Genomic DNA, 19,310 nt, shown 5'->3' with positions numbered 1-19,310 from the left:
AGTCTGGAGACAGATTACCACAGTTCATTCATGCAAACTGCGACGGAAGCGGTTCATCACCTGGCTATCCAGCCCGATGCAGTCGCCGTGCAATTCGGCGCTGAGTTTCGCCATAAACTGGATCAGGAAATCAGCGTTGTGCCGTGCCAGCTCGCGACCCATTTCCGTTTGCATGGTATCAGGCAGTCGCAGCAGTTTGGTCTGAAAATGGTCGAGGGCAAATGCCCGGTCATCAAGCGTACGCGCATCGGCAAAGGGATCGTCTGCGTCAAACAGCGCCACGCCCAGTGCGCCCGAGACGGCAAAGACGCGCGCGAGGCCGATAGCCCCTAGTGCTTCCAGCCGGTCAGCATCCTGGACTATTTTCGCTTCCACGCTCTGCGGCGCGATCCCGGCGCTGAAGCTGTGCGCCTCAATGGCATGTGCAACGCCTGCATAGTGCTCCGAGGGGAAATCCGGGAAATCGCGCTGCAAAATGTCGCGGGTTTTGCGCGCGGCCAGTTGCGATGACTGGCTGCGTTCGGGGTGGTTTTTCGGCAGGCTAACGATATCGTGGAAATAGCAGGCGGTCAGGACCACCAGCGGATCGGCGGTCTGGCGAGACATGATTTTTTGCGCCGTTTTCCAGACGCGACGAAAGTGCGAAATATCATGCGCAGCATCGTCAGAGGTGTGGTTTTCGTCGAGCCAGCGTTCAAAACGCTGTTGCCACTGCGTCAGTTCCATCGTGATGCCCTGTCGTGAAATATGAGCCTGAACTATAACACAACCTAATTAAATGAATTAATAAATAGAAGCTCGAAATACTTAATAATAATTACACCACATTAAATCAAACAATTAATTCACAAGAAAAATAAAGAGATTGATAGAAATATTTTGCAATATTTAAACGGATTTAATTACATTTATTTTTGAAACTAAAAATCAATAGCTGGAATAGTATCGACGCTGTAATTGCGGAGAGTGATTACATATATTCATATAAATTATCTTTCAAGGGAATATATAATGAAAAGAAAAGTTCTGGCTATTCTTGTACCCGCATTATTAATGACTGGCGCAGCAAATGCGGCTGAAATGTATAACAAAAATGGCAACAAAGTTGACCTGTACGGCAAAGTTGATGCGCGTCATACCTTCTCTGACAACCCGGGCGACGACGGCGATGAAACCTACGTACAGATTGGTTTCAAAGGCGAAACCCAGATCACCCACGATCTGATCGGTTACGGCCAGTGGGAATATAAAACCTACGCGAATAATACCGAATCTGCAGGCGATAAATCATTTAACCGTCTGGCGTATGCAGGCCTGAAATATGGCGAATACGGTTCATTCGATTATGGCCGTAATTACGGTGTCGTGTATGACGTCGAAGCCTGGACCGATATGCTGCCGATATTTGGTGGTGATTCTTACACCTGGACCGATAACTTCATGAACGGCCGTGCTAACGGTCTGGCAACCTACCGTAACACAGATTTCTTCGGTCTGGTGGAAGGTCTGAATTTTGCGCTGCAGTATCAGGGTAATAATGAAGGTTCCAACGCTGATGAAGATCAGGAAGGCACCAAAAACGGTCACAGCGACGTGCGCTTCCAGAACGGTGATGGCTTCGGTATTTCTTCCTCTTATGACTTTGACTTCGGTCTGAGCCTTGGCGCAGCGTACTCCTCTTCTGATCGCACCAATGAACAAGAAGGATTAGGTCATAATAGCGCGCTTATCGCTGGCGGTGAAAAAGCAGACGTGTGGACTATTGGCGCTAAATACGATGCTAACAACATCTATCTGGCGATGATGTATGCGCAAACTCGTAACATGACGCCATATGGCGATTATGGTATTGCTGATGAGACGCAAAACTTCGAAGCCGTTGCACAGTATCAGTTCGACTTCGGTCTGCGTCCTTCCCTGGCATGGGTTTACTCCAAAGGTAAAGACATGACTTATCCGGGTAACCACAGCCACCCACAGGGTCAGCACGGTGATATGGATCTGGTGAACTATATCGATCTAGGCATGACCTACAGCTTCAATAAAAACTTCTCCACATACGTTGATTACAAAATCAACCTGCTGGATAACGATGAATACTTCTATGAAGCCAATGGCATCTCTACGGATGACATCGTTGGCGTAGGCATGACCTACCAGTTCTAACCCCCAAAAACACCAAAGGCCGCAATCGCGGCCTTTTTACTTTCTGAAGATCTTACGGCGCTTCCTGCAGCGCCACGCGGATAAACCCGTTATTCTGCGCCAGCAGCTCATGGGCTTTCCACGCATCCAGCCCTGTCAGCACCATCAGTACCGCCGTTTTACAGTGGTGGTTACAGGCTTCCAGCGCCGCTTTTGCCTGCGCCCGGGTGCATCCCCCCGCTTCCATCACAATGGCGATTTGCCGTTCCGCCCAGTGGGTATTGCTTGCCTCAAGATCCACGCGCAGGTTGCTGTAGACGCGCCCGGTACGAACGGCCAGCCCGGTGGCGATCATCGAGAGGATCATTTTTTGCGCAATCCCGGCTTTGGTGTTGAGATAACCAGCCACAACGTCAGGCCCCAACTCTGGCGCGATGACCATGCTCGCCAGCTGCGCTGCTTCACTTTGCGCATCGCTGGTTATAATCGCCACCGGCGAACCCAGCGACCAGGCATGCCGCATGGCGCCCCAGACCCACGGCGTTTTTCCGCTGACGCTCACCGCCAGCATCATATCGTGTTCACCAAAGTTGATGGCCTGCAGATCAGCCACACCGCGCTCGTAACTCCCTTCCCCCTCTTGCAGCGTCACGGCAATCACCGGTGTTTTGCCCGGCGCATAGTCATCGGCGACCTGTTGCGCGACGCAGCCCGACGGCCCCGCGCCGACAATCACCAGACGTCCCCCGTGGTTAAGGGTCGCGGCGGCGTTATCCACCACGCGGGCAAGCGCAGGTAAACAAGGGGTGATGGCAGCAGAAATGAGTGCATCATCCTGGTGAATGACTTTCAGCATGTCCAGCGTGGACAATCTATCAATATTCATCGTGCTGGCGTGCCGTCTTTCCTTGACCGAACCGGTAAGCATAATGCTCATAAACAGCCTCCTTATTATGAGTACCCACACACTATAAAGTGTTTTATATAGATGACCTGCGAGGGGGGTCACGAAAAGAGGACCCAATCCTCGCCTTTACATGGCTTTAAGAAAAGCGCGTCATCGGCGATAATTACCCCCTTTCTTTATCATCGCGGAGTGTTGATGAGCGATTTGCAGCCTTTCCTTCCGACGCGCAAGCGCCCCATGAAACTCAATACGCTGGTCACGCTGATGGTGTGCGCGATTATCGGTTCAGTCCTGCTGGTGGTCTTTGCGCTCTATTCGGTGCAGATCACCCGCGCAACACGCGATGATGTCAAAGACACCGCGCTCGGCATTGCCCGCACCCTCGCCGATAGCCCCGAGATACAGCGCGGCCTGATGCAGGCACCGCAGGAGAATATTATTCAGCCCATCGCCCAGGCGGTGACGAAACGAAACGATCTGCTGTTCACCGTGGTCACCGATATGCGCGGGATCCGCTATTCACACCCGAACGAGGCGCTGCTGGGGCTGCATTTTATCGGCGATGATTTGAACCCGGCCCTGGAGGGCAAAGAGAACGTCTCCGTTAACCGTGGCGCCCTCGCCGAAGCGCTTCGCGTTTTCACCCCGGTTTACGACAGCCAGCACGAACAAATCGGTGTGGTCGTGGTCGGTATCTCCCTCAAAAAAGTGGAAGATCAGATTTCCCGTGGGCGCCTCAACGCCGTCTGGACCATTTTGTTCAGTATTTTTATGAGTTCTATGGCGATTTGGGGCCTGGTGCGGGTCCTGAAACGCATCCTGTTCGGACTCGAACCTTACGAAATTTCCGCCCTGTTTGAGCAGCGCCAGGCGATGCTGCAGTCGCTGCGTGAAGGGGTGCTGGCGGTCGATATTCACGGGCGCGTGACGATGATCAACCACGCCGCCAGAGAGATACTCCTCCTGCCCTCCGGCAAGCAGAGCGAAAACGCCAGCGCTCCCCTGCTGGCCAGCCTGCGGGACGTGTCAAAAACGGGCGTTGCGCGTCAGGATCAGGAGATCAGCTGCAACGGGCGGCTGCTGCTGTGCAACATGGTGCCGGTGAAAAGCCAGGACCGGGTGATAGGCGCCATTACCACCTTCCGCGATAAAACCGAGATCAGCCAGCTGATGCAGCGTATCGACGGTATGGTCAATTACGTCGACGCCCTGCGCGCCCATACGCACGAGTTTATGAACAAGCTGCATGTGATCCTGGGTCTGCTGAACATTAAGCGCTACGACAAGCTGGAAGAGTACATCCTGCAGACGGCGCATAATTATCAGACCGACATTGGCACCATCCAGAGCAAGGTGAAATCCCCGGTGATCGCCGGGTTCCTGCTGGGTAAAATCAACCGGGCGAAAGAGGCCGGGATCACCCTCACCCTCGCAGATGAATGCCAGATCCCGGATACCGCCAGTGAAGAGCAGGTCGCGGTGCTGGTCACCGTGCTCGGCAACTTAATTGAAAACGCGCTGGACGCGATGGAAGGCCAGCCGGAAGGTGAGATCACCCTGCTGCTGCACTATCAGAACGGCTGGCTCAGCTGCGAAGTCAGCGATGACGGTCCGGGTATTGATCCCGACCAGCTGGAGACTATTTTTACTAAAGGCTTCTCAACAAAAGGTGAAAACCGCGGCGTTGGGCTGTTCCTTGCCCGTCAGCAAATTCAGAACCTCGGCGGGGACATTACCGTTGAATCTGAACCTGGCGTATTTACCCAATTTTTTGTTCACATCCCCTGGGATAGCGAGAGGAATATCGCGTGATAAATGTATTAATTGTCGATGATGACGCCATGGTAGCCGACCTCAACCGTCTGTACGTCAACCGTGTTGAAGGCTTTAGCTGCTGCGGCGTCGCCTCCACGCTGAACCAGGCCGAGGCCGTGATTAACGACCCGAATCAGCCGGTGGATCTGGTGCTGCTGGATGTCTATATGCAGCAGGACAACGGGCTGGATCTGCTGCCGGTTATCCGCGCATCCGGCCGTCCGATTGATGTCATCATGATCTCCTCGGCTGCCGATGCCGCGACCATTCAGACCTCTATCCACTACGGCGTGGTGGATTATCTGATTAAACCGTTCCAGTTCCCGCGCTTTGAAGAGGCGCTGAACAGCTGGAAGGCAAAGCACAGTCTGATGGGCTCGCACCAGTATTATGAGCAGGCGGACGTTGACCGGCTGATCCACGGTGGGGCGCCGGAACTGGCGGATAACAAAAAGCTGCCGAAAGGGTTAACGCCGCAGACGCTGCGGACGATCTGCCAGTGGATTGACGCCCATCCGGAAACCGAATTTTCCACCGATGACCTGGCAAGCGCCGTGAATATCTCCCGCGTCTCCTGCCGTAAATACCTGATCTGGCTGGCGCAGATCAATATCCTGTTCACCAGCATTCACTACGGCGCCACCGGGCGTCCGGTGTATCGTTATCGTCTCCAGCCGGAGCAGACGGGCCTGCTCAAGCAGTACTGTCAGTAACGCGGTAGTCGTTATCCAGCAGGGTAAAACGGAAGTGGTGCGCTGAAGAGAGCACCACTTCTTTTGTTTTGGTGACAAAAATAGCTTCAATATCGGGGCGCGAGCGCAGGGCCGCACAGCCCTTCTCCACGCCCATGCCATACATCAGCGTGGTCCAGATATCGCCATCAATGGAATCTGTCGAAATGATGGTCACACTGTCCAGTTCGTTATCCAGCGGGTATCCGCTGCGCGGATCGAGGATATGGTGATAGCGTTTGCCGTTTTGTTCAAAGTAGCGCTCATAGGTGCCGGACGTCACCACGGAGCGGTTCTCTACCGTCATGGCGCCGATCAGTTCATCACCGGCAAACGGTTTTTTAAGCCCTACGCTCCAGCCCCCTTCCGGCGAGCCTAACGTCTGGATATTCCCTCCGAGGTTGATCAGCCCAAGTTCAGCGCCCTCTTTGCGCAGGTAATCCCGCACCCTGTCGGCGATATAGCCTTTGGCGATGGCCCCGAGATCAATCTCCATGCCTGCCCGGGTCAGGAACACGCTGCTGCTGGCGTCATCCAGCACCACATCCTCAGGACGGGTAATCGCAAGCAGGGCTGCAATCTCATCGGCTGGCGGTACGCTGTCGCCGCGAAACCCGATTTTCCAGCGCTTCACCAGCGGGCCGATGGCCAGGTTAAACACACTGTCTTTAAGGAGGCTTGCCGCTTTCGCGCAGCGAATCAACTCAAACACCGGACGGCTGACGCTGACCGGATGCTGCCCCGCAGCATGGTTGATATCCATTACCTGCGAGTGGGCTCGGTTGACGGTGAGCAGATCTTCGTACTGTTTGATCAGGCGAAACACGCGGGACGCGAGGGCTTCGTCATGGGAGAAGAGTTTCAGGAGGATGGGCGAGCCCATCAGGACGGCGGAGTAACTGTAGACGCGGGTGTCATCAGGCATGGCATGTCTCCTCAGATATCGCCCCGGCCAGCACCGCGCCGCCGGGGAGAGTGCCGGATAGCGCTACGCGCATCCGGCTTACAGAACAGGAGCCTTACATTCTTTTCGAACGCATCGCCGCCTGATGTCCGGCAAGGGTACCAAAAATAATGATATCTGCCACCGCGTTACCGCCGATACGGTTACCGCCGTGGATCCCGCCAACCACTTCACCGGCGGCAAATGCCCCTGGCAGCACGTTGTGGTTGCTGTCCAGCACGCAGGTATCGGTGTTGATGGTCACGCCGCCCATGGTGTGGTGCACGCCCGGCGCAATCTGAATGGCGTAGAACGGCCCTTCGTTGATCGGCGCACGCAGCGCGGTGGTACGGCCAAAGTCGTCATCGTGCTGTTTTTCCACGAAGCCGTTGTAACGCTCCAGAGTGGCCAGGAACGCGTGGTAATCCATTCCCAGCGCCTCTGCCAGGGCTTTTGGCGAGCTGGCGCTGGTCACGAAACCTTTGGCAATGTACTCATCCGCGGCTTTGTTTTTGGCACGAACATGCTCGTCAAAGACGATGTACGCGTATTTCTCCGGCAGCGCGATGATATGCGCCGAGACTTTATCTCGGGTTTCCATCTCATTGAAGAAACGGTTCCCCTGCTGGTTCACCAGAATCGCCCCGCCCCCGCGGATGGATTCGGAAATCAGATACGAGGTTTTCTGCTCAACGGTCGGGTGGATCTGGATCTCGCCCATATCCACCGTGCCGGCACCGATACGCTCCAGCAGCGCGATACCGCCACCGGTCGCCCCTTTGTGGTTGGTGGTCACGAAACCTTCGAGGTCCGGACGGTATTTCACCACCATCTGGCTGTTGGCGCTGAAGCCGCCGGTGGCGACAATCACGCTTTTGGTGGCCACGGTGATCGTTTCGTTCTCTTCGGTGGTCAGACGCACGCCGGTCACTTCACCGTTCTCAAAGATGATGTCGCTGACGGAGGTATCGAGCATCACCTCAATGTTGCGTTTGTTGACGTTACGCACCAGACCGCTGATCAGATAGCCGCCGACCGCAGAGCCGTCTTTTGGACGGTGGGTACGGTCAATGCTCATCCCGCCGGTGGTGGTGATGTCGTTCAGCATAATGCCGCGGGTAGCCAGCCACTCAATCGCCTGTGGCGCATTCTCCACGAAGCGGCGCAGCAGTTCAGGGTTGTTCTTGTTACCGCCCCCTTTCAGGCTCTCCTGGTAGAACAGCTCTTTGCTGTCCTGAATGCCTTTCACCCGCTGGAAGCGCGTCTCTGCGGCGTTCATCCCGGCAGAGGCTTTAATGGTATTCCCGCCGATGGTAGGCATTTTCTCGACGATCAGCACACTCGCCCCTTCGTCATGCGCCTGAATCGCCGCGGCCAGACCGGCACCGCCGCTGCCGACCACTACCACATCCACGCTGCGGGTCTCATTCGGGTCGACACCCTCTTCTGCGGCCCGCGCTTTGCTGGATTTCAGCATCGCTTTAGAGACCGCTTTTTTCACCGCCTCGCTCTGGCTGGTGGCACCGGTGATGGCGTCCACGTGCGGGGTATTGGCATCCAGAATGCGGGAACGAATCTCTTCAAAGCTGGTGACAAACTCAACGTCGTCACCCGGGCCAGAGGCCAGCTCAATATCGGCGATGCGATCGGTTTCCAGGCTGACGTTAATCACCAGCTCGTTCGCCTCGTCCTGCACCTTCTCGGTGAACGTGCCCGGTTTGAATTTCGATTCGCCCATGCTCATGTCGCGGATCATTGCTTCCACCAGCGAGAAACGCCACAGCGGTTCAGGAATGCTCAGCGCCTCGCGTTTGGTGCTGTCCATAAACAGTTCCAGGGTTTCCCCGGCCGCGATGCGGTCAGTCCAGTCCGGGTAAGCAATGGTGGCGCGGCCGACGGCGATCAGGTCGTAACCGTGGTCCAGCGCTTCACAGGCATCTGCAGCATTCACCACGCCGCCCACGCCCATGACCGGGATCTGCGCCAGGGTTTCAGAACGCATGGCGCAGTATTTTTCGATAAGCGGCGTCGGGTCCTGGGTATCTACGATGGAAGGACGCAGGGTGGCGCCCACGGAGAAGTGCAGGTAGTCCACACCGCGCGCCGCCAGTTTTTCCAGCAGGTACATGGTGTCTTCAAAGCGGATGCCCGGGACTTCCAGCTCTTCCGGGGAGAAACGGTAGCCAATAATGAACGCGTCGTCCGCGTACTGGCGCACCATTTTGTGGGTAATGTCCAGTACCGCCAGCGGGAATCTGGCGCGGTTGTCGCGGCTGCCGCCCCACTCGTCGTCGCGCTGGTTAGAGTTTGGCGAGTAGAACTGCTGAATCAGATAGGTGTTTGCCCCGTGAATTTCCACGCCGTCGAAACCGGCCTGGATGGCGCGGCGCACTGCTTCACCAAACTTGCCGATCATGCCTTCCACTTCTTCAGTGGTCAGCGCAACCGGTGTGGCTGCACCGTCACGCGGCGCAGCGACGGCGCTTGGGCCCACCGGCGTGCGGCCACCGATCAGTTTCGGGTCAACCATACGGCCGCCGTGGTAGATCTGCAGCAGGGCTTTCGAACCTTTGGATTTAATCGCCTCGGCGATTTTCGCCAGCCCGGCGATTTTCTCGTCGTTATCGATGCCAATCGCGCCCGGGAAGGCGAGACCGAGATCGTCGACGAAGCAGCACTCCACAATGATGGTCCCAATGCTGCCGGAACGGGCCCGGTAGTACTCCACCAGCTCGCTGGTGACCGTGCCGTCGTAATAGCCGGTACAGGTGGTCATTGGTGCCATTAACAAACGGTTTTTCAGTTCAGTACCATTCGGTAATGTGAAGGGAGTCAGAATGCGTTCGTTAGTGCTCATAATAGAAACTCCAAACTTTTAAAAATTAAGAATTCGTTATCGGATGGGTTTTTTATTTCGTCGTTATTTGCCGATGTCATGATATTAATATAATGATTTTTTTAGTTTCTAAAGTTATTACGTTAGTTAATAAACTATTTAATCCCTTCGATAACATTAATAACACATTGGTGTTAGCGATTGTGATTCAGGTATTCACATTAATTTAAAATCCGTTAAATTTTTAAAGGTAAGACCCTTTCACCATAAACAACAAAATCCTATATTTTTCAATCAAATATAAAATTACCCACTGCGCAATTGTTACAAGATTGATAAAAGCACTTAAGAAATTACCTAATACCCACATACGCCTGAGTGGTTATTAATAAAAGCACAAAAATAACGCTGCATTTCTCTTTTTTTGATCGCGATCAATAGTCATGGCATCCAAAAGCGCAATATAAAAACATAATCAATTTTTAATTTAGCGCAATCAAAAATGCGTTAAATCGCTTTTACTGAAAATACAAAACCGCACATTTAATAACTAAAAAAAGCAAAGAAACTTAAGAAAGCGAATTTGTCTTTTCACTGCGACCGAATTCTTGACAACTTAAGACGTGAAACTATGAATACAAAAACTGCTGTAACGCCCCCTGTGGCGAACCAGGCATCAAATGGAAAAGCAAAACGACTGCTGATGATGGCACTGCCCGTCATTGTCGCCGTACTGCTGCTGTTTGTTCCGGTACCGGAAGGGCTGCCGCCTTACGCGTGGCACTACTTCGCTATCTTTGTTGGCGTGATCGTCGGCCTGATTTTTGAACCCCTACCGGGCGCGGTGATCGGCCTGACCGGCGTCGTGGCGATTGCGCTCTGCAGCCAGTGGGTGCTGTTCAGCCCCGATCAGCTGGCCGACCCGAAATTCAAGCTGGCTGGCGCCTCCTTTAAATGGGCGGTGAGCGGTTTTGGTAACTCGACCGTCTGGCTGATTTTCGGTGCCTTTATGTTTGCCGCAGGCTACGACAAAACCCGCTTCGGTCGCCGTCTGGCGCTGATTCTGGTGAAGTATCTCGGCCGTCGCAGCCTGACGCTCGGTTACGCCATTACCTTCGCGGACCTGCTGCTGGCACCGTTTACCCCGTCCAACACCGCGCGCAGCGGCGGGACCATCTACCCGATCATCGCTAACCTGCCGCCGCTGTACGGTTCAAAACCGAACGACCCAAGCGCGCGTAAAATTGGTTCGTACCTGATGTGGGTAGCGATCACCGCGGCCTGTATCACCAGTTCAATGTTCCTCTCCGCCCTTGCGCCGAACCTGCTGGCGCTGGCGCTGGTGAAAAGCACAGTGGGGATTGATATCTCCTGGGGGACCTGGTTCCTGGCCTTCCTGCCGCTGGGCATCCTGCTGATTCTGACCATGCCGCTGCTGGCCTACTGGTTCTACCCACCTGAAGTCAAAGTGAATAATGAAGTGCCGCTGTGGGCGACCCGCGAACTGGAAAAACTGGGCAAACTGTCCCGCAATGAAATTCTGCTGCTGGTGTTCGTCTGCTGTGCCCTGCTGATGTGGATCTTCGCTGCCGCGTGGATTGAACCGGCGATGGCCGCCCTGCTCATCGTGGGTCTGATGCTGTGGACCGGCGTGCTGGAGTGGAACGATATCACCGGTAATAAAGCTGCGTGGAACACCTTCGTCTGGTTCGCCACCCTGGTGGCGCTGGCGGACGGCCTCTCCTCTACCGGCTTTATCAGCTGGCTGGGTAAAGAAGGCGGTCTGCTGATGAGCGGTATCTCGCCGGGCGTTGCCACCATCGTGCTGCTGCTGGCGTTCTACCTGCTGCACTACCTGTTTGCCAGCACCACCGCGCATACCACGGCGCTGCTGCCGGCGATGCTGACCATCGCCTCCACCATTCCGGGCATGAATATGGAAGTCTTCGTTCTGCTGATGGTGACCTCGCTGGGTGTAATGGGGATCATCACCCCGTACGGTACGGGTCCAAGCCCAATTTATTACGGTAGCGGCTACCTGCCAACCAAAGACTACTGGCGCCTCGGCACGATCTTCGGTGCCATCTTCCTGGCGGCCCTGCTGCTGATTGGTTATCCGTGGATGTCCATGATGTTCTGATTCCTGACCGCCGGACGTTTCCTCCGGCGGTTTTATTTTTGTGGAGCAATACTATGTCGAATAAACCGTTTTTTTATCAGAACCCCTTCCCGCTTTCCCATGACGACACCGAATACTATCTGTTGACCAAAGAGCACGTCTCCGTTGCCGAGTTCGACGGCCAGGAGATCCTGAAGGTCGAGCCTGAAGCGCTGACCCTCCTGGCACAGCAGGCATTCCACGATGCGGCCTTTATGCTGCGCCCGTCGCACCAGAAGCAGGTTGCCGCTATTCTCAACGACCCGGAAGCGAGCCAGAACGATAAATACGTTGCCCTGCAGTTCCTGCGCAACTCTGAAATCGCGGCCAAAGGCGTGCTGCCAACCTGTCAGGATACCGGCACGGCAATCATCATGGGTAAAAAAGGCCAGCGCGTCTGGACCGGCGGCGGCGATGAAGCTGCGCTGAGCCAGGGCGTGTACAACACCTACATCGAAGATAACCTGCGTTACTCCCAGAACGCCGCGCTGGATATGTATAAAGAGGTCAACACCGGCACCAACCTGCCGGCACAGATCGATCTCTACAGCGTCGACGGCGACGAGTACAAATTCCTCTGCATGGCAAAAGGCGGCGGCTCGGCCAACAAAACCTACCTCTACCAGGAAACCAAAGCGCTGATCACCCCGGCGAAGCTGAAAAACTATCTGGTGGAAAAAATGCGTACCCTCGGTACCGCAGCCTGTCCGCCGTACCATATCGCGTTTGTGATCGGCGGTACCTCGGCGGAAGCGACGCTGAAAACCGTCAAGCTGGCTTCCACCCGCTACTACGACGCGCTGCCCACCGAAGGGAACGAACACGGACAGGCATTCCGCGACGTGCAGCTCGAACAGGAACTGCTGCAGGAAGCGCAAAATCTCGGCCTCGGCGCGCAGTTTGGCGGTAAGTACTTCGCCCACGATATCCGCGTGATCCGCCTGCCGCGCCACGGTGCCTCCTGCCCAATCGGCATGGGCGTCTCCTGCTCCGCAGACCGCAATATCAAGGCCAAAATCAACCGCGACGGGATCTGGATTGAAAAACTGGAACACAACCCGGGCCAGTATATTCCTGAATCACTGCGCCAGCAGGGCGAAGGCGACGTGGTCAGCATCAACCTGAACAAGCCGATGAACGAGATCCTGGCGCAGCTCTCCGCGCACCCGGTCTCTACCCGCCTGTCGCTGAACGGCACCATCATCGTGGCGCGCGACATTGCACACGCGAAGCTGAAAGAGCTGCTCGACAACGGCGAAGAACTGCCGCAGTACGTCAAGGATCATCCGATTTACTACGCGGGCCCGGCCAAAACGCCGGAAGGTTACGCCTCCGGCTCACTCGGCCCGACCACCGCAGGGCGTATGGACTCGTATGTCGATTTACTGCAGTCCCACGGAGCGAGCATGATCATGCTGGCGAAAGGTAACCGCAGCCAGCAGGTGACCGATGCCTGTCATAAACATGGCGGCTTCTACCTGGGCAGCATCGGTGGCCCGGCGGCGGTGCTGGCGCAAAACAGCATCAAGAGCCTGGAATGCGTGGCGTATCCGGAGCTGGGCATGGAAGCCATCTGGAAAATCGAAGTGGAAAACTTCCCGGCGTTTATCCTGGTGGATGACAAAGGCAACGATTTCTTCCAGCAGATCCAGAATAAACAGTGCAAAGGCTGTTCACAGCGCTGAGATTTCCCATAACGCTGGCAGCAGCGACAGCGTATCGTTAATCAACTCGCGCTTGTCGCTGCCCTGTATGGAGAATAGTTTTCTTATTCTCCATAAACGCCATACAAACGCTTTTTCTTCATTTTAGCCAGCCCGTTACATTTATGGTGGCTGACCCGTTTTGGTGTGATGTGATATCTTTCGGCCACCTGACTGACGTTTAGCCCCTGAGACAAGGCATTTAACACGAGATATTCCTGGCGAGTTAGCGCCGTTTTATTCCTTGATTTCGTTACCTCTACATCTTTCCGATCGTGCCCGGAGAGGGACCTGACCTTATGCTCGACGCTCTTTATACCGCGAGCCGCATTAACCACTGAAAAAGACGCATAACAGTCCCGCGAAGGCAGGCAAATGTATTTGTTATAGCAAAGCAAGACCCGCAGACGCCGGTTTAAGGTGGTCTTTAGATCCACCAGCGCAGTTAAAAGATCTAAAAACAAGAGCGTATTGTTGAAATAATTATCGACATCAACAATCCAGCATCTTCCCGCATCAGCGCCTTTATGTTTATTGATATTTACGCCCACCTGCACGGGCGTCCAGACAGTGCAGCGCTCTTGCTCGTCCTGGGTTAAAATGGACATTATCCCTTGAGAAAAATAGCGGTTGTTTGTTACCACAACGATGTTTAGTTTTTCCATATATGCTAACGCCGCAAACTATTTTCGAACTACGGTCTGATAGTCACGATAATTACCGTCATCAGTAATCACACGATAGGTTAAATTTATTCCCGGCAATAGGGGCTTATCAGGCGACACTGCCTGTTCCATCCGTGGCGAAACCATAATATTGGTCAGCGGCCTTTGCCCGGGTATCTCAACGTTGAGGCTGATATTCCAGGGCGTCGGGTTAGTAATGATTAACCGGGTATCCTGGGCCCTGAACTGGAGTGTCTGATACTGAAGCGCATCAGGGTCGCCAATGCCGGCAGGACGAATAAAGACTTTCATCCTTAAGCGTAACGGCAGAATTAACTTTTGCTTTTTCTGCCGGGTCAGGTCGCTCTCAGGCTGGAACTGAAAAATATTCAGCCAGAAGACGCTTTCCCGATCGTTCGGCAGCCCCTGACGTGCCGTAAGCAGCAAACGCAACGAACGAATTTCCTTCGGCAACATTTTGAAAACCGGAGGTGTAGCCACAATCGGCGTGCTGACCTTATCCGGCGGCACCAGCGGGTCGCCCATGTCTGTCCAGACCTGAATCATGGCTGGCGTTTCACCATCGTTAGAGAGATTCAGCGACTGGGCCATTTCGCCTGCGCTGAAAATCACGCGAGTCCGATCGACATTAACCACGCCGAATGCCTCACCAATGAGGCTCATCATCAGCAAGCCTGCCAGAGCAAGCCTACTGGAAATTAACAACGACTTGTAATTGCGCATTAACCGTACCCGGCGTCACAGTCTGCCCACTGAGGGCCTCTAATGATGCGGTAAAGTCACCGGTATAGGTGTTTACCTCCCCCGTCGACGTCAGGCTGGTAAGATCCTGATACGCGTACCAGCCGCGCGAGTTTCCCGTGCCGGTAGTGCTTCTGTCGGGTAACAAATTGATTGCCTTTCCGCTCCGGTTAAGGATTTTTATACCCACGCCAGAAGCCACGCCGCTGTTGCCGTAATGCGAATCCAGTAACCAGGTTAGCCCTCCACCGCTGGTTACCAGCCCCAGCGCCTGCGCAGCTCTGACAGCTACGGGCTGGTTGACCAAAAATCCCATGGCTACGTTTGCCTTGCTGGCCGTGGACGCGGCGGTACCGGAAACCGCACCTGACTCACACTCAAGGCTGATCGAGAATGGTGCCTGACTGTTACCACCGGCCTGCAACACCGCGGAGCTGATGGTGGGTAAAAGCACAACGGCGGGATAGTCTTTAACCTGACACAGTGCGCCACGGACATAGCTCACGGCATTGTACGTACTCCATGCACCGGGCCAGTTTGCATACCAGCCATGATAATAAGCCGCGCTATCCTGGCCCACCACGATGGAATTTGATGCCAGCCCAGGACCTTTAAAGGCAATATAACCTCGCGGTTGGGTATAGGCATCTTTATAGTAATTGCTGGCGTTAAGATAATAGGTAGTGGATGAAATCTTATACATTTCATACAGCACATTGCTGAATGCGCTGGCTGGAATGTAAATATAGGTTCCATCCTGATACCAGTCTGCCGAGGTGATTTGTCTTTGCTTCCAGTAGCGGCTGTAATATTCCCCGGTGCTGAGATTGGTCATTCTTACCGCGACGTTTTTTGCGACATCATAATACGCACCCTCAATTTCAGCGGAGGCATACATGCCGGTATAGGCGTTATCACCATTGGTGGCATACATTTCATATAAACTGCCGGCGTCAGACAGGGTACAGCGAAACAGAATTTGCTTACTGGTATAGGTTTTATTGGTCGCTGCCGTTAAAAAATTGCCCACCGCGCTGGCAAGCAACGTCCCCGACGGCTGAAAGTTAGTGCCGCTGTTGATGTTGATTACCGCCGGCAACCCAATATTGCCATGGCAGGTATCACAGGCACCCGTCCAGTCAGCGGCGGTATACCCTGCCGCGATGGCCATGCTGGAAAGTGATGACGTGCTGGTCACCCTGATGCAGTTTGCCCAAGCGGGCTGGCTTATTAGCACAAACAGCCCCAGCACCAGAAAATGTTTTAACCCGTCCTGCATTTTAATTCTCCTTTTCACATATCTGGCTCAGGTAAACCAACGGCTCTGCGTTTCGCCCGGTAATTTGATACGGCACACGGCAGTTCTGGTCGCGCTCTTTGCCCCATTTCACGCGCAATACACCGGAGGCCTCCGGGACTCGGGCATAAATTTGGCCGCCCTGGCCCACCATGCCAATCAATGTTCCCTCGGCATCCCGCACCTCCGCCCCCATTGGCGGTAGTTCCCCATCCCCGTTGTTGAGGGTGATGAGAACGGCTTTGCCTTTCAGCGTGGCAAAGTCCACCCGGACCACGGCCCCCGCATAGGGCACGACGCGCTGATTTCCACCTTTCAGTTCGGCATCCGCCATCATATTGCGCGAGTCCAGGCTGACGGTGTTGCTACGGTAAGGGGAAAGCGACGGTAGAATGGCGTAGCCGAACGCGTCAATAATTGCCCCCTGCCCGTTCTGTACACGCGCCCCCTGTGCGCCATCGGCGTGTACCAGTGCGAACGTGTCACTGGTATATGGCCCGAGCGTTAATCCTCCAGGATGTAGCACCAGTGTTCCGGATGCGCCGAGCCCTGCCTGCCGGTAGTTATCCCCCTGGTCATAGCTGGCCTGCACGGACCCCACGCGGGTATTTTCCTGAACGTTTCCGCCAAACGTCGTGGCGTTATCACCGCTCCCATTCCGATAACGTTCATATCCGCCGTATACGGAGTACGATCTGTCTCGACCGTCCCCTGCCGTGCCGGTTAACGATACGGTCGAGGATCGGCTGGCCCGCGACTGGTTGTAGTTGTAAGCCGCCGATGCCAGGTAGTTGCCCCAGTCGAGAGGGATCGACACGTTGAAAGAGACAGTATTTTCGGTGTATTTCTCTTTTGAACTGTCATCAACCGGCTCGCGGGTGCTGGTATAAAAGCGTCCGTAGTCCCAGCTCGTCCGTTGTCTGGCAACGTTCACCCCGTAGCTAATTCGTCGCCACTGATTGCTGTAGCCCAGCTGCAACTGGGTCATACGCGACTGATTGCTATAGTAATCCGCCGTGCTGGCACTCAAATTAAGTACCCCCCAGCTTCCCATCGGCTGGCTGACCGTCGCCGTCAGTCTATTGCGCTGATGCAGGGTGTCCGAATAGTACTCCGTACCGTTTTTCTGCTGGCGACGAACGCCCAGCACATCCTCCAGATCGCGATAACCGCTCGTCGAATAGCGGTATGCGGCAAGCACAAGGTTAGTGCCTGCCGTGAACGTCTTGCTGTAACTGATTTCTGCACGCCAGCCCTGTTGCCGCTCATCATTTTCAACCAGGGCATCAGACCAGGTGGCATTCAGACCAATGGCACCGATATCTGTCGCCAGTACGCCTCCCGCCAGAAAAGCCGTGTAATCCTTAGCCACACGCAGGCCAAGGTTGCTGGTGACTTCATTACTCAGCCCTCGCTGTAACACACCTTCCATGAAGGTGTTTTCGATACTGTAGTACTGACGAACGCGTCCGAATGAGAGGCCATATTGCCAGTTGCCCGGGCGCACTGAATCAGGCACAGCGGAATAAGGCACGGTAAAACGGGATGTTTTCCCGCTAGCCTCAATGACCTCAACCTCAAGATCCCCCTGGCTGCGGGTGTTATATAAGTCATTGATGACGAATGGTCCCGGTGGAACGTTGGTTTCATAAATGACGTTATTTAGCTGCTTAATCACTACGTGCGCGCTGCTGGATGCCACGCCCCTCACTTCCGGAGCGTAGCCCCTCTTCCCCTGCGGCCACATGCGTTCATCGGTTGCCAGTTTCATCCCATTGAATGAGAGGCTGCCAAAGAGGCTGCCATCGGTATAGTTATCCCCCAGCGCCAGCACGCTATCGATCGGTTCAATGGGACGTTGTACCCAGGTTCGAACGACGTTATAGCTCGAATCGCTTCCGCTTATGCTGCTGTCCGCATAGCGCAGGTTTCCCTGGTGTCGAACCTGCCACAGTCCAAGGTTGGTTCCGGCATTGATACCGCTCCACAAATAGTGATAGCGATAGTGCGTATCCGTATTTTCCGTCCACGTGTAGCGGGTGTTATGCCGCAAAAAAATCGCCGCCATACCCGCGTCCCATTCACTGACCGGAATATAACCGCGAGGCATATGCTGGAGCGCCGTCATCGGGATAGCCAGCTGAAGGCGCAATGAAGCCTGGTCGAACTGCCAGGTAGCATGTTCCGCCCACTCACTCAAAAGGCGACACGCTGTCTCATTACTGTGGTTTGCTGCTTTCAGTTTTGCGGCCTGCATGAGCGATTTGCCCAGACAGGGTTCAGGCTCCTGACCGTCTGTTTTAGCGCGAAAAATGACCTTTTCTTCGCTTTTCACCAGCGTATTGTTGACATATACATCAACCAGATAGCGTCCGGGTGCGACCTGATGTCGGTTGAACTGCTCCAGATCCATGCCCCAGGACGAGCCCTGCAGCAGTGAAGAGTCAAAAACATATTCTTTCGCCTCCACCAGACCCGTGCAATTCAATGAGATACACAGCGCCAGCAGATTGCGTCGAAACTCAGGGGTACGAGACAGGAAATTGCCCATTGATCCGTGCTCCCTGATCGTTGACAAGCCAAACCCTCACCGTACCGTTTCCCGCGGTTTTGGTTTTCCAGTTGTTAAACCAAAACGTCTGACGATCGAAAGGCGCTACCGTATCAGCTGTGAGGGTATGCTTTTCTCCCCCCACCTCAGCCTCAATGAGGGTCAATGACGCATACCACGGCTGAGGGTTCTCTATCGAAATTCCATACCCCTTTTGCGCATCGAAAGTGGCGTTGACCCGCAGCCCATTCAGCTGATTTTTTGGGGAGCCAATGCCGGCAGGCCGGTAAATAACTTTTACCCGGGTACGCAGCATGACCAGCATTTTGTTCTGCCCTTTTTCACTCTCGAGATTTGAGGGTGGAACCTGGAGCGCATTGAACCAGTACAGGGATTCCCGATCCTGCGGTAAATCGCGCGCGCCTGTGTGGGTCACGCGGATAACTTGTCCCGCTTTCGCCTGAATTCGAAACACGGGTGGGGTCGTCAGAAAGGGGATTTTCGCGCCCTGAGCTGGCGTCGCGTTAACATCACCTTCGTCAAACCAGGTTTGAATCACGTAAGGAATGTCGTCATTGTTCTTGAGCTGCACGTCGACGGATAAGGCCCCGGCAGGATAAATAATCCGGCTACCCAGTATTGTGACGCTTGCGGATACGGTGTTTGTCAGCATCAGTACACATGGCAAATAAAGCAGGTACTGAGCGATACGCTTAAGATATGCGCTTATCATTATTAACAACTCCCGGGCCGAATGAACCTGGTGTGGCAAGACCCTGACTGCAATGAGCTGAGTG

General features: G+C 54.5%; 14 protein-coding genes. 5 read left to right on the top strand and 9 right to left on the bottom strand.

Features of this window, described 5'->3' with window-relative positions:
* Window positions 1-24: 24 nt before the first annotated feature.
* A complete protein-coding gene (locus tag GM298_RS02630) occupies window positions 25-726 on the bottom strand; it encodes a phosphohydrolase (protein WP_095441699.1) in 702 nt (233 codons plus the stop codon).
* A gap of 285 nt (window positions 727-1,011) precedes the next feature.
* Here GM298_RS02630 and ompC point away from each other — a divergent pair, with 285 nt between their 5' ends.
* Window positions 1,012-2,166, top strand: a complete 1,155-nt coding sequence (ompC, locus tag GM298_RS02625) for a porin OmpC (RefSeq protein WP_266153528.1) — start codon at window positions 1,012-1,014, stop codon at window positions 2,164-2,166.
* 52 nt (window positions 2,167-2,218) lie between these two features.
* Here ompC and GM298_RS02620 read toward each other — a convergent pair whose 3' ends face one another.
* On the bottom strand, window positions 2,219-3,082 hold the full coding sequence (locus GM298_RS02620) for an N-acetylmuramic acid 6-phosphate etherase (protein ID WP_259566688.1): 864 nt from the start codon (window positions 3,080-3,082) through the stop codon (window positions 2,219-2,221).
* A gap of 165 nt (window positions 3,083-3,247) precedes the next feature.
* Between GM298_RS02620 and GM298_RS02615 the strand changes: the two genes are divergently transcribed.
* Both GM298_RS02615 and dcuR read left to right on the top strand, forming a co-directional pair.
* Window positions 3,248-4,864: a sensor histidine kinase gene (locus GM298_RS02615; RefSeq protein WP_025759483.1), complete on the top strand. Its 1,617-nt coding sequence runs from the start codon at window positions 3,248-3,250 to the stop codon at window positions 4,862-4,864.
* Window positions 4,861-5,580 carry a two-component system response regulator DcuR gene (gene dcuR, locus GM298_RS02610; protein ID WP_025759484.1) on the top strand — a complete coding sequence of 240 codons (720 nt, stop codon included), beginning with the start codon at window positions 4,861-4,863 and terminating at the stop codon, window positions 5,578-5,580. The genes GM298_RS02615 and dcuR overlap by 4 nt, the downstream gene beginning before the upstream one ends.
* Here dcuR and GM298_RS02605 read toward each other — a convergent pair.
* Complete coding sequence (locus GM298_RS02605) at window positions 5,561-6,523, bottom strand: FAD:protein FMN transferase (RefSeq protein ID WP_025759485.1); 963 nt, start codon at window positions 6,521-6,523, stop codon at window positions 5,561-5,563. The two genes, dcuR and GM298_RS02605, sit on opposite strands and share 20 nt — an antisense overlap.
* Before the next feature lie 94 nt (window positions 6,524-6,617).
* Window positions 6,618-9,398, bottom strand: a complete 2,781-nt coding sequence (locus tag GM298_RS02600; RefSeq protein WP_266153527.1) for a flavocytochrome c — start codon at window positions 9,396-9,398, stop codon at window positions 6,618-6,620.
* Between the two features lie 610 nt (window positions 9,399-10,008).
* Here GM298_RS02600 and GM298_RS02595 point away from each other — a divergent pair.
* Together GM298_RS02595 and fumA are read left to right on the top strand one after the other, a co-directional pair.
* Window positions 10,009-11,517, top strand: a complete 1,509-nt coding sequence (locus tag GM298_RS02595; RefSeq protein WP_014884418.1) for an anion permease — start codon at window positions 10,009-10,011, stop codon at window positions 11,515-11,517.
* A gap of 53 nt (window positions 11,518-11,570) precedes the next feature.
* Window positions 11,571-13,220, top strand: coding sequence for a class I fumarate hydratase FumA (fumA, locus tag GM298_RS02590; protein ID WP_095450328.1), 1,650 nt, complete (start codon window positions 11,571-11,573; stop codon window positions 13,218-13,220).
* An 83-nt stretch (window positions 13,221-13,303) separates the two neighbouring features.
* On the opposite strand, the gene GM298_RS02585 is transcribed toward fumA, so the two are convergent.
* The 5 genes from GM298_RS02585 to GM298_RS02565 are packed head-to-tail and all read right to left on the bottom strand — an operon-like array spanning window position 13,304 to window position 19,246.
* Window positions 13,304-13,903: a LuxR C-terminal-related transcriptional regulator gene (locus GM298_RS02585; protein ID WP_025760227.1), complete on the bottom strand. Its 600-nt coding sequence runs from the start codon at window positions 13,901-13,903 to the stop codon at window positions 13,304-13,306.
* Window positions 13,904-13,921: 18 nt separating this feature from the next.
* Window positions 13,922-14,590 (bottom strand): fimbria/pilus periplasmic chaperone, encoded by a 669-nt coding sequence (locus tag GM298_RS02580; RefSeq protein WP_241658218.1) that lies wholly within the window; start codon window positions 14,588-14,590, stop codon window positions 13,922-13,924.
* Window positions 14,591-14,612: 22 nt separating this feature from the next.
* Entirely contained in the window at window positions 14,613-15,944 is a 1,332-nt protein-coding gene (gene stbD, locus GM298_RS02575; RefSeq protein WP_095450330.1) for a fimbrial usher protein StbD, read from the bottom strand.
* A 1-nt stretch (window position 15,945) separates the two neighbouring features.
* Window positions 15,946-18,501, bottom strand: coding sequence for a fimbrial outer membrane usher protein (locus GM298_RS02570; protein ID WP_416347196.1), 2,556 nt, complete (start codon window positions 18,499-18,501; stop codon window positions 15,946-15,948).
* Complete coding sequence (locus GM298_RS02565; protein WP_262783451.1) at window positions 18,485-19,246, bottom strand: fimbria/pilus periplasmic chaperone; 762 nt, start codon at window positions 19,244-19,246, stop codon at window positions 18,485-18,487. The genes GM298_RS02570 and GM298_RS02565 overlap by 17 nt, the downstream gene beginning before the upstream one ends.
* Between the last annotated feature and the right edge of the window lie 64 nt (window positions 19,247-19,310).

Source organism: Enterobacter sp. HSTU-ASh6, assembly GCF_026319105.1.
In the GTDB taxonomy this organism is placed as follows: domain Bacteria; phylum Pseudomonadota; class Gammaproteobacteria; order Enterobacterales; family Enterobacteriaceae; genus Enterobacter; species Enterobacter sichuanensis.
This window is presented reverse-complemented; position numbering and strand designations above follow the sequence as displayed.